This is a genomic window from Frateuria flava (genome assembly GCF_017837635.1).
Classification (GTDB): domain Bacteria; phylum Pseudomonadota; class Gammaproteobacteria; order Xanthomonadales; family Rhodanobacteraceae; genus Frateuria_A; species Frateuria_A flava.
Genome location: NZ_JAGJRS010000004.1, coordinates 51934 through 65500, shown reverse-complemented (window position 1 = coordinate 65500; position 13567 = coordinate 51934). Strand labels below are relative to the sequence as shown.

11 protein-coding genes are annotated in these 13567 nt (G+C 69.3%); 7 read left to right on the top strand and 4 right to left on the bottom strand.

What is annotated here, in order from left to right:
* Positions 1-10: 10 nt before the first annotated feature.
* From rsmB to def, 3 genes are all read right to left on the bottom strand, one after another.
* Positions 11-1315, bottom strand: coding sequence for a 16S rRNA (cytosine(967)-C(5))-methyltransferase RsmB (gene rsmB, locus J7I44_RS02100; RefSeq protein WP_209615005.1), 1305 nt, complete (start codon positions 1313-1315; stop codon positions 11-13).
* A 100-nt stretch (positions 1316-1415) separates the two neighbouring features.
* The gene (gene fmt, locus J7I44_RS02095; protein WP_209615004.1) at positions 1416-2345 is read right to left on the bottom strand and encodes a methionyl-tRNA formyltransferase; all 930 of its coding nucleotides are present in this window, start codon (positions 2343-2345) and stop codon (positions 1416-1418) included.
* Positions 2342-2851, bottom strand: coding sequence for a peptide deformylase (gene def / locus J7I44_RS02090; RefSeq protein ID WP_209615003.1), 510 nt, complete (start codon positions 2849-2851; stop codon positions 2342-2344). The genes fmt and def overlap by 4 nt, the downstream gene beginning before the upstream one ends.
* 192 nt (positions 2852-3043) lie before the next feature.
* Here def and J7I44_RS02085 point away from each other — a divergent pair, with 192 nt between their 5' ends.
* From J7I44_RS02085 to J7I44_RS02055, 7 genes are all read left to right on the top strand, one after another.
* A complete protein-coding gene (locus J7I44_RS02085) occupies positions 3044-4171 on the top strand; it encodes a LysM peptidoglycan-binding domain-containing protein (protein WP_209615002.1) in 1128 nt (375 codons plus the stop codon).
* An 80-nt stretch (positions 4172-4251) separates the two neighbouring features.
* A complete protein-coding gene (dprA, locus tag J7I44_RS02080) occupies positions 4252-5400 on the top strand; it encodes a DNA-processing protein DprA (protein ID WP_209615001.1) in 1149 nt (382 codons plus the stop codon).
* 161 nt (positions 5401-5561) lie between these two features.
* Complete coding sequence (locus tag J7I44_RS02075; RefSeq protein ID WP_209614999.1) at positions 5562-8060, top strand: DNA topoisomerase I; 2499 nt, start codon at positions 5562-5564, stop codon at positions 8058-8060.
* Positions 8061-8063: 3 nt separating this feature from the next.
* Positions 8064-8636, top strand: a complete 573-nt coding sequence (gene tsaC, locus J7I44_RS02070) for an L-threonylcarbamoyladenylate synthase type 1 TsaC (RefSeq protein ID WP_209614997.1) — start codon at positions 8064-8066, stop codon at positions 8634-8636.
* 134 nt (positions 8637-8770) lie between these two features.
* Entirely contained in the window at positions 8771-10156 is a 1386-nt protein-coding gene (locus tag J7I44_RS02065; RefSeq protein ID WP_209614995.1) for an AMP-binding protein, read from the top strand.
* A 140-nt stretch (positions 10157-10296) separates the two neighbouring features.
* Complete coding sequence (purD, locus tag J7I44_RS02060; RefSeq protein WP_209614993.1) at positions 10297-11583, top strand: phosphoribosylamine--glycine ligase; 1287 nt, start codon at positions 10297-10299, stop codon at positions 11581-11583.
* 120 nt (positions 11584-11703) lie between these two features.
* Positions 11704-13143, top strand: a complete 1440-nt coding sequence (locus tag J7I44_RS02055) for a hypothetical protein (RefSeq protein ID WP_209614991.1) — start codon at positions 11704-11706, stop codon at positions 13141-13143.
* On the opposite strand, the gene J7I44_RS02050 is transcribed toward J7I44_RS02055, so the two are convergent.
* Entirely contained in the window at positions 13140-13553 is a 414-nt protein-coding gene (locus J7I44_RS02050; RefSeq protein WP_209614989.1) for a hypothetical protein, read from the bottom strand. The two genes, J7I44_RS02055 and J7I44_RS02050, sit on opposite strands and share 4 nt — an antisense overlap.
* Between the last annotated feature and the right edge of the window lie 14 nt (positions 13554-13567).

Genomic DNA, 13567 nt, shown 5'->3' with positions numbered 1-13567 from the left:
GGCGTGGTTCTCAGCGCGAGGCGGATTTTTCGATGGCCGCATAGTACATACCGTCCAGATCCCCATCGCCGGGCAGGATCTGCCAGCCGACCGCGGCCGGCTGGCCCGCCGGCAGGGTGAACGGCAGCGGGCGGGCGTCAGGCATGGTGGCGAGCAGGGATTGCACGGCCGCCTCGTTCTCAGCGCGCAGCAGCGAGCAGGTTGCGTAGACCAGTTTTCCGCCGGGCCTGAGCAGCGGCCACAGCGCGCCGAGGATGTGCTGCTGCAGCGCGGCCAGCGTCGGGATGTCGCTTTCGCGGCGGTGCAGCCGCACGTCCGGTCGTCGGCGCAGCACGCCGGTGGCCGAGCAGGGTGCGTCGATGAGGATGCGGTCGTAGGGCTCACCGTCCCACCACGCGGAAGGGGTGGCGGCGTCGCCGGCAACGAGGTCCGCATGCAGGCCGAGGCGGTCGAGGTTCTCACCGATCCGACGCAGGCGCGCGGGATCGGAGTCCAGCGCGGTCAGCGTCAGGTCGGTGCGTTCGAGCAGGTGGCAGGCCTTGCCGCCGGGCGCGGCGCAGGCATCGAGCACGCGCTGGCCCGGTCGGGCGTCGAGCAGGTCGGCGGCAACCTGGGCGGCGCCGTCCTGCACCGCAAACAGGCCTTCGGCGAAGCCGGGAAAGCGGGTGACGTCGCCGCTGTGCGGCAACACGACGGCGTCGGCGAGCCAGGGATGGGCTTCGGCCGTGTAGCCGTCCGCGTGCAGGCGTTGGAGCAGCGCCTCGCGCGTGGTGCGGCGGCGGTTGGCGCGCAGCATGAGCGGCGGCTCGAGGTTGTTGGCGGCGAGTACCGCGTTGGACGCGTCCGGCCAGTCGTGGGCGATGGCCCTGGCCAGCCAGCCGGGGTGCGCGTGGCGGGTCGGCGGGGTGGCGTCGAGTGCGGCCAGCAGATCGCTGCGTTCGCGTTGCCAGCGGCGCAGCACGGCGTTGACCAGTCCGGCCAGGCGCGGGCGCTTGAGGGCGCGGGTGGCCTCGACGGTGGCGGCCACGGCGGCGTAGTCCTGCAGTCCGAGGACCTCAAGCTGCACCAGCCCCAGCACCAGCAGCGCGTGCACCTGCGGCTCCTTGCGCCGCAGCGGCTGTTCAAGCAGTCGGTCGAGTGCCCGGTCGAAGCGTAGCCACCAGCGCGCACCTTCGCTGAGCAGGGCCATCAGCAGGGCGCGGTCACGCGGGTCGGGCAGCTTGGGGGCATGGCGTTCTATCGCCTCGCGCAGCGAAGCGCCCCGAAGGGCGATCTCGGCGAGTGCGGTGGCGGCGAGGGCGCGGGTATCGGTCATGGGCAGGCGCTGCCCACACGGGCCAGAACGTTCGTGACGCCGTGAACTTTGCGCCCTCTCCCCATCTTCGATAAGAGCAGGGGGAGAGGGAGCAGTGCGTTCACTTGATGGCTCCGCGCAGTTCCGGGCGGGCGTTGAGGTAGTCGAAGGCGCCGATGCGCTTGCCGCCCGGGCGCTGCACCGCGGTCACCCGCAGAACGCCTTCGCCACAGGCCAGCTCGATGCCATCGCGGTTGGCCGCCAGCACGGTGCCGGGCGTCGCGCCGTGCTGGCGATCGACCGCCCGCGCGCTCCAGATCCGCACGCTCTCGCCGGCGATCGCGCCCTCCGCTACCGGCCACGGATCGAATGCACGTACCGTGCGTTCCAGTTCCATTGCCGGTCGTGCGAAATCCAGTTTCGCCTCGGCCTTGTCGAGCTTGTGCGCGTAGGTCACGCCCTCGTCGGATTGCGGCGTGGCGACCAACGCCTCGCCAGCCAACGTGCGGCGCAGGCCTTCGGCGAGCACTTCGGCACCCAGCATCGACAGCCGGTCGTGCAGCGTGCCGCCGGTGTCGTACGGACCGATCGGCGTGCGCTTTTCCAGCAGCACCGGGCCGGTGTCCAGCCCCGCTTCCATGCGCATCAGATCCACGCCGCTCTCGGCATCGCCGGCGAGGATCGCGCGCTGGATCGGCGCCGCACCGCGCCAGCGGGGCAACAGGCTGGCGTGGACGTTCCAGCAGCCCATGGTCGGGATCGCCAGCACCTTGCGCGGCAAGATCAGCCCGTAGGCAACCACCACCATCAGGTCGGGCGCGTAGCCGGCCAGAGTGGCCTGAGCCTCGGGCGACTTCAGCGTTTCGGGTTGCTCGACCGGCAGGCCGGCGGCCAGTGCCGCCTGCTTCACCGGACTGGGCGCGAGCTTGCGGCCCCGGCCGGCGGGGCGATCAGGCTGGGTGTAGACCGCCACGACCTGCGCACCGCTGGCGCGGCAGGCCTCCAGGCAGGGAGCGGAGAATTCCGGCGTGCCGGCGAAGACGATCCTCAAGCGCTCGCCGCCTGCTTGCGCTGCTTTTCCATGCGCTTTAGCAGCATGTTGCGCTTGAGCGGCGAGAGGTAATCGACGAACACCTTGCCGGCCAGGTGGTCCAGCTCGTGCTGGATGCACACCGCCAGCGGGCCCTCGGCCTCCATCGTGAATGCCTTGCCTTCCACATCCTGCGCCTTGACCGTGACCTTCAGCGCCCGGGTGACGTCGGCATAGATGCCCGGGAAGGACAGGCAGCCCTCCTGGTACACCTGGGTGCCTTCCTTGCCGATGATCTCGGCATTGACGAGCGCCAGCGGCTGGTTGCGTTCCTCGCTCATGTCGGCCACCAGCACGCGCTTGTGCACGTTGACCTGCGTCGCGGCCAGGCCGACGCCGTTGGCGTCGTACATGGTCTCGAACATGTCGGCGACGAACTGCTTCAGCTCGGCGTCGAAGGCGGTCACCGGCGCGGCCTGGGTACGCAGGCGGGGGTCGGGAAATTCAAGGATGGTCAGCACGGACATGATCGATACCTCGGGGCGCCTCGAAGATGCGGGCGAATCGTCGTAACGAAAGCCCCGGCGCAAACTAGAATGGGCCTCATTGTACGGCGGCAAGCTCCCGTGCGGCAGGCGATTTTGCCAACTGCTCCCGGTTGCGGGTCTTCACCATTCGGTTACACTCGCCCGAGCCTCGGGGTAGGGGAATCTGAGCACATGATCAAGAAGTCCATCGGGCTGCTGGCCGGCATGCTGGTCACCGTGGCCGTGTACGCCGCCGGAGCGCAGTTGCGCGCCGATCATCCCGATACCTATACCGTGCGCCGCGGCGACACGCTGTGGGACATCTCGGCCAAGTTCCTGTCCAAGCCCTGGCTGTGGCCGGAGATCTGGCAGGCCAATCCGCAGGTGCGCAATCCGCACCTGATCTATCCGGGCGACGTGCTCAACCTGTCCTTCATCAACGGGCCGCGGGTCAAGCTCGAGCCGAGCGCGCACCGCGAGGCCGAGGCCATCCCGGCGATCCCGCTCGACCAGCTGCGCCTGTTCCTCAAGGACATGCGCGTGATGGATGCGGACCAGGTCAAGTCCTCGCCCTACATCATGGGCTTCGAGGAAGCGCGCCTGCGTGGTGCGGTTGGCCAGAACCTGTACGTGCGCGGTCTTAAGGCCGAGCCGGGCCAGCGCTTTGCGATCGTGCGTCCGACCCACGCCTTCCGCAGCTACGCCGCCGGCGATGGCGACAACACCGAAGAAGAGGTGCTCGGCCATACCCTCGACAACGACGTGTCGATGATGAAAACGCCGTGGGAGGAGGATTTCCGCGACGACGGCCACTATGGCGAGGGTGATCCGCTGGGCGTCGAAGTCAGCGTGATCGGCACGGCCGAAGTGCTGCGCGGGGGCGATCCGTCCACGCTGCTGCTGCTCGACGCCACCCAGGAAATCCGCAGTGGCGACCGCGTGCTGCCGCTGGAGGGCCCGGCCTACGACCCCTACTACTACCCGCACGCCCCGCGTTCGGTCCCGGCCAACGCCCGCGTGATCGCCTTCGCCGATGCGATGGACGCGGCCGGCCCGCGCCAGGTGGTGGCGCTGTCGATCGGTGCGAAGGACGGCGTGGACAACGGCCAGACGTTCGCCATCTTCCAGCCCGGTGAGACCGTCCACGACGACGTCGCCAGCAGCAGCTGGAGCCGTGGGAGCGGCGAGCATGTGACCTTGCCGGACGAGTTCGTCGGCCACGTGATGGTGTTCCGTACCTTCGATCGCGTCAGCTACGGCCTGGTGATGGACGGCCTGCGCCCGGTGCATCGCGGCGACCGCCTGGTGATGCCCGAGTAATCCCCGCTTCGGGGTAACCCGACACGACGGCGCGGCCTTGGCCGCGCCGTTTTTCGTTGGAGCCGACCTACACTGGCCCGATGAGTGACACGGATGCACTTCGCGCCTGGTTGACCCTGTTGCACACCCCGGGCCTGGGCCTGTCCTCGCTGCGCGAGCGGCTGGCTGCCGACGGTGACGCCGTGGCGGTGCTGGCCCACCTGCGTCGCTCGCCGGCGGGCCTGGGCGAGGCCGCCGGCGCTTGGCTCACCTGCCCCGACGAGGCGCGCCTGACCCGTGACATGACCTGGCTCGCCACGCCCGGCCATCGCCTGCTGTGCTGCACCGACGCCGACTTCCCGCCGTTGCTGGGCCACATCCCGCAGCCGCCGGTGGCGCTCTTCATCGCCGGCGACGCGTCGCTCCTGCTGCATCCGCAGGTGGCCATCGTCGGGGCGCGCGGCGCCACTGCCGGCGGTCTGGCGCACGCGCGCCGCTTCGCCATGGCGCTGGCGCAGGCCGGCTTCGTGATCACCAGCGGCATGGCCGATGGCGTCGACGGCGCCGCACACGCCGCTGCGCTGGCCGTCGATGCGCCGACCATCGCCGTGGTCGGCACCGGCCCCGATCGGGTGTATCCGCACAAACACCAGGCTCTGGCGCAGGCCATCGCCGCTCGCGGTGCGGTGGTCAGCGAGTTCCCGCCGGGCACCGCGCCGCGGGCGGACCACTTCCCGCGCCGCAACCGCCTGATCGCGGGGTTGTCGCTGGGTACGCTGGTGATCGAGGCAGGGCTGAAGTCCGGTTCGCTGATCACCGCGCGGCTGGCCGGCGAACAGGGGCGCGAGGTTTTCGCCCTGCCGGGTTCGGTGGACAACCCGCTGGCACGCGGCTGCCACCGGCTGATCCGCGAAGGCGTGCGATTGGTCGAAGAGCCGGCCGAACTCATCGAGACGTTGGTGCCGGCGGCGCGCGCGCTGGGCCTGGAGCTTGCCGCCCGGCTGGCGAAGCTTCCGGTGTCCGCGGCACCGCCCTGCGGAACACCGGCGCCCGACACGCCATCCATGCCGCCAGCGCGTCCGGAACACCACCGTCTGCGTCAGGCCATGGGCCACGATCCGGCCACGCTGGACGAGCTGGCGAGCCGTACCGGGCTGGCGCCGGCGGCGTTGTCCTCCATGTTGCTGATGCTGGAGCTGGAAGGGCAGGTGGAAAGCCTGCCGGGCAATCGTTACCACTGCGTGGCCTGACCGGCAGGCGCTGCCTGCGTCGCCCATCGGGCCGGTGAAAACCGCGCCGCATCGCGGTTTCACGCGATCCGGCTTGACAGTTCCGGCGAGCGCATGGCTCAACTAATAAAGAGTGTGCCGCCAGACCGGCGGCACGGACGTCCCCCGGAACCCCCCGCCCCATGGCCAAAAACCTCCTCATCGTCGAGTCGCCCGCCAAGGCCAAGACGATCAACAAGTACCTCGGCAACGACTTCCAGGTCCTTGCCTCTTACGGCCACGTGCGCGACCTCAAGCCCAAGGAGGGCGCGGTCGATCCCGACAACGGCTTCGCCATGAAGTACGAGGTGATCGAGCGCAATGAAAAGCACGTCGACGCGATCGCCAAGGCGGCCAGGGCGGCCGACGACATCTACCTCGCGACCGACTTGGATCGCGAGGGCGAGGCAATTTCCTGGCACATCAGCGAGATCCTCAAGGAGCGCGGCCTGACCGAAGGCAAGCGCATGCACCGGGTGGTGTTCTCCGAGATCACGCCCAAGGCGATCAAGGCGGCGGTCGCCGCGCCGCGTGACCTGTCCTACGACATGGTCGACGCCCAGCAGGCGCGCCGCGCGCTGGACTACCTGGTCGGCTTCAATCTTTCGCCGGTGCTGTGGCGAAAGGTGCAGCGCGGCCTGTCCGCCGGCCGCGTGCAGAGCCCCGCGCTGCGCATGATTGTCGAGCGCGAGGAGGAGATCGAAGCTTTCGTCGCCCGCGAGTACTGGACCGTCGAAGCGAAGCTCAAGCACGCCGATGGCGACTTCGGCGCGCGCCTGACCCGGCTCAACGGCAAGAAGTTCGAGCAGTTCGACCTCACCAACGAGGCCGACGCGATGGCCGCGCGCGTTGCGCTGAAGGACGCCGCGCATGGTCGACTGACCGTCAGCGAAGTCACCTCAAAGGAGCGCAAGCGCCGCCCGGCGCCGCCGTTCACCACCTCGACCCTGCAGCAGGAAGCGGCGCGCAAGCTCGGCTTCTCCACCAGCCGCACGATGAAGGTCGCCCAGGGCCTGTACGAGGGCGTCGGCCTCGGCAGCGAAGGCAACGTCGGCCTGATCACCTACATGCGTACCGACTCCACCGCGCTCTCCAACGAGGCGACCGACGAGCTGCGCGCGCTGATCGCCCGCGACTTCGGCCGCGGCGCCTTGCCCGACGGCGTGCAGGTCTATCGCACCAAGTCCAAGAACGCGCAGGAAGCGCACGAGGCGATCCGCCCGACCTCGGCCATGCGCACGCCGCGCCAGGTCGCCGCCTTCCTCAACGACGAGCAGCGCAAGCTGTACGAGCTGATCTGGAAGCGTACGGTCGCCTGCCAGATGATCCACGCCACCCTCAACACCGTGTCGGTGGATTTCGACCTGCCCAGCGCCGCCGGCGGTCCGGCCGCGTTCCGCGCCACCGGCACCACCGTGGTCGATCCAGGGTTCCTGGCCGTGTACGAGGAGGGCCGCGACCAGAAGAGCGCCGAGGACGACGATGAAGGACGCCGCCTGCCGCGCATGGAAAAGGGCGAGCAGGTCGCGCTTTCGGACATCCTGGCCGACCAGCACTTCACCGAGCCGCCGCCGCGCTACTCGGAGGCGAGCCTGGTCAAGGCGCTGGAGGAATACGGCATCGGCCGCCCGTCGACCTACGCCAGCATCATCCAGGTGCTGCAGAACCGCGAATACGTGTTCCTGGACAGCCGTCGCTTCAAGCCGACCGACGTCGGCCGCGCGGTGGGCAAGTTCCTCACCCAGCACTTCAACCAGTACGTCGACTACGACTTCACTGCCAAGCTCGAGGACGAACTGGACGCGGTCAGCCGCGGCGAGGAAGCCTGGGTGCCGCTGATGGAGCGCTTCTGGCAACCGTTCAAGACCCAGGTCGAGGAAAAGACCGAGTCGGTCGACCGCAGCGAGGCCACCGGCGCGCGCGAGCTGGGCATCGATCCGAAGAGCGGCAAGCCGGTGTCGGTGCGACTGGGCCGCTACGGGCCGTACGCGCAGATCGGCGACAAGGACACCGACGAGAAGCTGCAGTTCGCCAGCCTGCGTCCGGGCCAGAGCATGCACACCATCACCCTCGAGCAGGCGATGGAGCTGTTCAAGCTGCCCCGCCAGCTCGGGCAGTCCGAGGCCGGCGAGGAGGTGAGCGTCGGCATCGGCCGCTTCGGCCCGTTCGTCAAGCAGGGCAGCACCTACGCCTCGCTCAAGGCAGAGGACGATCCGTACACGATCGAGCTGCCGCGCGCGCTGCAGATCGTGCGCGAGAAACTGGAGATGCTCGCCAACCGCGTGATCACCGACTTCGGCAACGGGGTCCAGGTACTCAACGGCCGCTACGGGGCATACATCACCGACGGCGAGAAGAACGCGCGCATCCCCAAGGACACCGAGCCGAAGGACCTGACCGAGGCGCAATGCCTGGAGCTGCTGGCCGCCGCGCCGGTCAAGAAAGGCCGCTTCGCGCGCAAGGGCGCCAGCAAGCAGGCGGCCGCCAAGAAGGCGCCGGCGGCGAAGAAGGCCGCACCCAAGAAGGCAGCGGCCAAGAAGGCGCCGGCGAAGAAGGCCACGGCCAAGAAGACCGCCGCCAAGAAAACCGCGAAGAAGACGGCCGCCAAGAAGGCGAGCGCGAAAAAGACCGCCGGCGCCTGACGGATGACCGCACGCTTCAGCTTGACCGAATGCGCGGCCGCCGCCGCGCTGATGCGCCGCGGCGGCGTGCTGGCCTATCCGACCGAAGCGGTCTACGGCCTGGGTTGCGATCCGCGCGACCAGGCCGCCTTCGAACGCCTGTTCGCACTCAAGCAGCGTCCACCCACCCAGGGCGTGCTGCTGATCGCCGCCGACTTCGCCCAGGTCGAGCGCTACATCGATCTGGCCCGCGTGCCGGCCGAGGTGCTGGCGCAGGTCAAGGCGAGCTGGCCGGGTCCGAACACCTGGATCTTTCCGCGCACCACGGAAGTACCGGATTGGGTCGCTGGCGCGCATGCGGGCATCGCGTTGCGCGTCACTGCCCACGCACCGGCTGCCGCGCTGTGCCGTACCTGGGGTGGCGCGCTGGTGTCGACCAGCGCCAATCCGCACGGTTCACCACCGGCGCGCAGCGCACAGCAGGCGCTGGATTACTTCGGCGACACCCTGGATGGCGTGCTCGATGCCCCACTCGGCGGTCAGGAACGCCCGACGGTGATCCGCGATGCCCTCACCGGCGCTATCATCCGCGCCTGAGCGTCCAGGGGGCGCCGCGGGCCCGTTGGACGGCCCAAGGCGGGACAGCGGCACACGCGCGCTTCACGCCGGCTTGCAACGGCCGGTCGCCATGCTGTGTGCGTCTGGCGCATGGCGAACTGGGAGATAGCGGCTTGGCCATCGTTTACGACACGTTCCAGCGCGAGGCGCCGCAGCGCCTGGCGCTGCTGCACGCGGACACGCCCGAGCGCGTGCTGGCCTGGCGCGACGGCGCGCCGGTCAGCGCCGCCCAGTTCCTGGCCCACGTGCGCCAGGTGGCGGCCTCGCTGCCCAGTGCCGGTGCCGCGGTGAACCTGTGCGAGGACCGCTACGCCTTCCTGGTCGCGTTCTGCGCCATCGTGTTGCGCGGCCAGACCAACCTGCTGCCTTCCTCGCGCGCGCCGCAGGCGGTCGACGAGGTGATGGCCGCGCATCCGGGTTGCTATGCGCTGGGCGAGCAGGCGCTCGATCCGGCGCCGACCGGCTACCACCGCATGCCGGCGTTGTCTGCCATGGCGACGCTGGAGGAGGCGGTCGAGAGCTGGCCGCAGATCCCGGCGGACCAGGTCGTGGCGATCGGCTACACCTCCGGTTCCACCGGCGTGCCCAGCGCCAACCTCAAGACCTGGCGAAGCTTCCACGCGAGCAATGCGGGCAACCTCTCGATGCTGCGCGCGGCTGTCGGCGAGGGCTTCACCGCGGTCGCCACGGTGCCTCCCCAGCACATGTACGGCATGGAGATGAGCGTGCTGCTGCCGCTGCTGGGCGGCGTCGGCGTGCACGCGGGGCGGCCATTCTTTCCGGCCGACGTGGCCTCGACGCTGGCGGACGTGCCGGAGCCGCGAGTGCTGGTCACCACCCCGGTGCACCTGCGCGCGCTGGTCGAATCGGGTATTGCGTTGCCCCCGCTGGCGGCGATGGTATCGGCCACCGCGCCCATGCCCATCGAACTGGCGCAGGCGGCCGAAGCGCGCTTCGATGCGCCGCTGCTGGAAGTGTTCGGCTCCACCGAAACCTGCGTGTTCGCCAGCCGCCGCACCACGCGTGAGGAAGACTGGGCGCTGTATCCGGACGTTCAGCTGCACCCGCAGCCGGACGGCACCCAGGTCGATGCGCCGCAACTGGACGTGCCGCGGCTGCTGGCCGACATCGTCAGCCTGTCCGCCGACGGCCGTGCCTTCCGCTTGCGCGGGCGCCAGGCCGACATGCTGGAGATCGCCGGCAAGCGCGCCTCGCTCGGCGACCTTACCCGTCGCCTGCTCGCCATTGCCGGCGTGGAGGACGGTGTGGTGTTCCAGCTCGACGGCGGCGACGCGCTCGGCGTACACCGCATTGCCGCGCTGGCGGTGGCGCCGGGGCTGGACGAGCACACGATCCTCGACACGCTGCGCCGGGCGATCGATCCGGTGTTCCTGCCGCGCCCGCTGTTGAAAGTCGCCGCGCTGCCGCGCAACGAGACGGGCAAATTGCCGCGCGCCGCGCTGCTCGAACTGCTCGCCCGCCACCACACGCACCCGTAGGGCGGCGTAGGGTGGGTTCAGCCCACCGCTTCGGTGTGGGACGGTGAGCCGACGCCCATCCTGCGTTCCAAAGCAACGTGCCGGCACCGCTACAATGCGCGCCTGCGCCGAGGGGCGCATCCTTTGGTTCCGGAGAGCGCATGAAGGTTCTGGTGATCGGCAGCGGCGGGCGCGAGCACGCGCTGGCGTGGAAGCTCAAGCAATCGCCGCGGGTCAGCGAGGTGATCGTCGCTCCCGGCAACGCGGGCACCGCGCGCGAGCGTGGCGTGCGCAACGCGGACGTGGCGATCAACGATCTCGACGGCTTGCTCAAGCTCGCCAAGGCCGAGAAGGCCGAACTTACCGTCGTGGGTCCCGAAGTGCCGCTGGTCGCCGGCGTGGTTGACCGCTTTCGCGCAGCCGGGTTGCGCATCTTCGGGCCGCGCGCGATCGCCGCGCAGCTGGAAGGCTCCAAGGCGTTCGCCAAGGATTTCCTGCTCCGCCACAACATCCCGACCGCGCGCTACGCGGTGTTCAACGAGCTCAACAGCGCGCTCGCCTACGTGCGCGAGCATGGCGCGCCGATCGTGATCAAGGCCGACGGCCTGGCCGCGGGCAAGGGTGTGGTCGTGGCGCTGACCTTGGCCGATGCCGAGCAGGCACTGCACGACATGTTGGGTGGCCACATGTTCGGCAATGCGTCGGCGCGCGTGGTGATCGAAGAGTTCCTCGACGGCGAGGAAGCCAGCTACATCGTCATGAGCGACGGCAGCCACGCGCTGCCGATGGCTTCGAGCCAGGACCACAAGCGTCGGGACGAGGGCGATCTGGGACCCAACACCGGCGGCATGGGCGCCTACTCGCCGGCGCCGGTGGTCACGCCTGCGGTCGAGCAACGCATCCTCAAGGAAGTCATCGAGCCGACCCTGCGCGGCATGGCGGCCGAGGGCGCGCCGTTCATCGGCTTCCTCTACGCCGGTTTGATGATCGACAAGGCCGGCAGGCCGAAGGTCATCGAGTTCAACGTGCGCTTCGGCGATCCGGAAACGCAGCCGATCATGCTGCGCCTGAAGTCCGATCTGGTCGAACTGATCGAAGCCGCGCTGGACGGCGAACTGCACCACACCCGCGCGCAGTGGGACAGCCGCCCCTCCATCGGCGTGGTGGTGGCCGCCGAGGGCTATCCCGGTCGCGTGCGCAGCGGCGATCCGATCGGAGGCCTCGATGCCGCGTTCGATCCGACGGTGAAGGTGTTCCACGCCGGTACGAAGCTCGACGAGCTCGGTCGCGCAGCGACTGCCGGCGGACGCGTGCTGACCGTCTGCGCGTTGGGTGGCGACCTGGCCGCCGCGCGAGAACACGCTTACGAGGCGGTTTCAAAAATCCATTTCAACGGTGCCTTCTGTCGCCGCGACATCGCGCACCGGGCGTTGCGGCGTGCCGACTGAACGGCCGCCGAGCGCCACACCGCGCAAGGCGCACGTGTGGCCCCCGCTCGCCGCCCACCTTACGGATCAGCTGGCCGTGGCCAGGCAGGCGTCGTGACGGCAAAGGGGAATGTTCGGCTAATGCTCGACGCTCGGCGATCGGCCCTGCGCATCGGCATCGCGCTGTTGGGTGCCTCCGTGCTCCTCATGTGGCTGCCGGCGTTGCGCACGCCCTTCTGGGGAGACGATTACCTCTACATCTACGGGGCTCATGCGACGAACGCCTCGTCGGCTCCCTGGTGGTCGGATTTCGTGCCAACGGTGCCGCCCCGGTTCTGGCGGCCGCTATCGCAGGAAGGTTACTGGCGCCTGATCGACGGGGCGCTGCACGACAGCCCGTTGGCCACCCACATGGTGAGCCTGGCTCTGCATCTGCTGGCAAGCGCGAGTGTCTTCCTGTTCGCGCTTGCCATCGGCCGTGCCTGCAAATGGAACGCGCCACGGCTGACGGCGGCTCTGGCGGGCGTGATCTACGCCGGGTTGGGCATGCACATGCTCCCGGTGCATTGGGCGGCGGCAGTCAACAACTCGCTCCTGACGTTGTTCACCGCGCTCTGCCTGGCCGCCTGGGTCGAGGCAGCCAGCGCGGAAGGCCTGCGCCGTGTCCTGTGGCTGGCCAGCATGCCGCTGTCGCTGGCGCTGGCGTTGTTGAGCAAGGAATCGGCCGCGCTCACGGTGGTCCTGATGGTGGTCGTGCGACTGTTCACCGGGCAGTTGCGCGTGCGCGCCGGCGAGGTCGTTGCGCTCCTCGCTTGCGCAGGCGTCACGGGGATCTGGCTGGTGCTGCGCGCGCACTTCACGACGCAGGCGGATCCGGCCTATGCACTGACGTTGGGAAGCAACGTGGTTCGCAACATGGTTGCGTTCGCCGGCTGGATGGCCGGCGTCCCGCGCGAGGCCGTGCGCATGGCCGTCGCCGGCGACCGCTGGCGAGCCCTCGCCTGGATGGTGCTGACGGCGCTGCCCCTGCTGGCTGCATCGGCGATCGCCTGCTGGCAGGGTCGTTCGTTGCTGCGTGCGCGCCAGTGGCTTGCCATCGTCCTGTTTGCCGGTATCGCCTACGGTCCTTACTTCCTGCTCGCCTGGAACAGCTATCCGTATTACGCGGCGATTGCCGCGATCCTGCCCGCGATCGTGCTGGCTCACTGTTCGGCGGCCAGCCCGCGGGTGACGATCATTCTTGCGTTGCTGGCGCTCTCCTCGTGGTCGGCGGTCGAAGGGACGCGCCAACTGGATCACCCGGGCCTGATCGGACGTGCCCGCTGGGGCGAACGCCTGCTGGAGGACCTGGCGCGCCGGAACGTCGAGCCGCCGTTGTGGGTTGCCGTCCGCGATGACCACCGCTTTTACGCGGTCGGGCAGTATGGCCTGGCGTGGCGCCTGCAGCTTCCGGTGGACAGCATCCACCTGGCCAGGCAATGCCCAGCCACGGCTCGCCAGTGTCTGCGGATCGACGAGGATGGCACCTGGCACCTGGAGGCTTCCGCTAGTCCGCCCGCTCCGGGTGGCAAGGGGCGCTAGATCGCCGCCTTGTCCGTGGATGGCCGTCCGACTGCCGGCGCGGTGCCGGGACGCATCGCCATGTAGAGCATCAGCAGCATGCCCAGCAGCACGCCGACCGAACCGATGCCCAGTAGCGGTGCGAGCGTCTCCTCGTCGGCCTTGCCGCCGTAAAGCAGGAACAGGCCGGTCAGCAACAGGATGGCCGCCAGCTGGTGCATGACGAACTGGGTCAGGGTCAGCGCACGACGCGGCGTGCCCAGCCACAGCCGGTGGATGATCCCGTACACCAGCGACAGCACGAAGCCAACCAGCAGCACGTGGGCGTGTGTCACCAGTTGTCTGTGGTCGTGCGAGGCGGCCATGTAGATGCCCAGCCCCATGCCGATGGCGGCATAGCACAATGCCCAGACCAGACACCTCCGGCTCATGTCCATCGCTTTCC

Coding starts and splice junctions, on each gene's coding strand:
- rsmB (WP_209615005.1), bottom strand. CDS start 1,315: ATGACCGATACCCGCGCCCTCGCCGCCACCGCACTCGCCGAGATCGCC.
- def (WP_209615003.1), bottom strand. CDS start 2,851: ATGTCCGTGCTGACCATCCTTGAATTTCCCGACCCCCGCCTGCGTACC.
- J7I44_RS02085 (WP_209615002.1), top strand. CDS start 3,044: ATGATCAAGAAGTCCATCGGGCTGCTGGCCGGCATGCTGGTCACCGTG.
- dprA (WP_209615001.1), top strand. CDS start 4,252: ATGAGTGACACGGATGCACTTCGCGCCTGGTTGACCCTGTTGCACACC.
- J7I44_RS02075 (WP_209614999.1), top strand. CDS start 5,562: ATGGCCAAAAACCTCCTCATCGTCGAGTCGCCCGCCAAGGCCAAGACG.
- tsaC (WP_209614997.1), top strand. CDS start 8,064: ATGACCGCACGCTTCAGCTTGACCGAATGCGCGGCCGCCGCCGCGCTG.
- purD (WP_209614993.1), top strand. CDS start 10,297: ATGAAGGTTCTGGTGATCGGCAGCGGCGGGCGCGAGCACGCGCTGGCG.
- J7I44_RS02055 (WP_209614991.1), top strand. CDS start 11,704: ATGCTCGACGCTCGGCGATCGGCCCTGCGCATCGGCATCGCGCTGTTG.
- J7I44_RS02050 (WP_209614989.1), bottom strand. CDS start 13,553: ATGAGCCGGAGGTGTCTGGTCTGGGCATTGTGCTATGCCGCCATCGGC.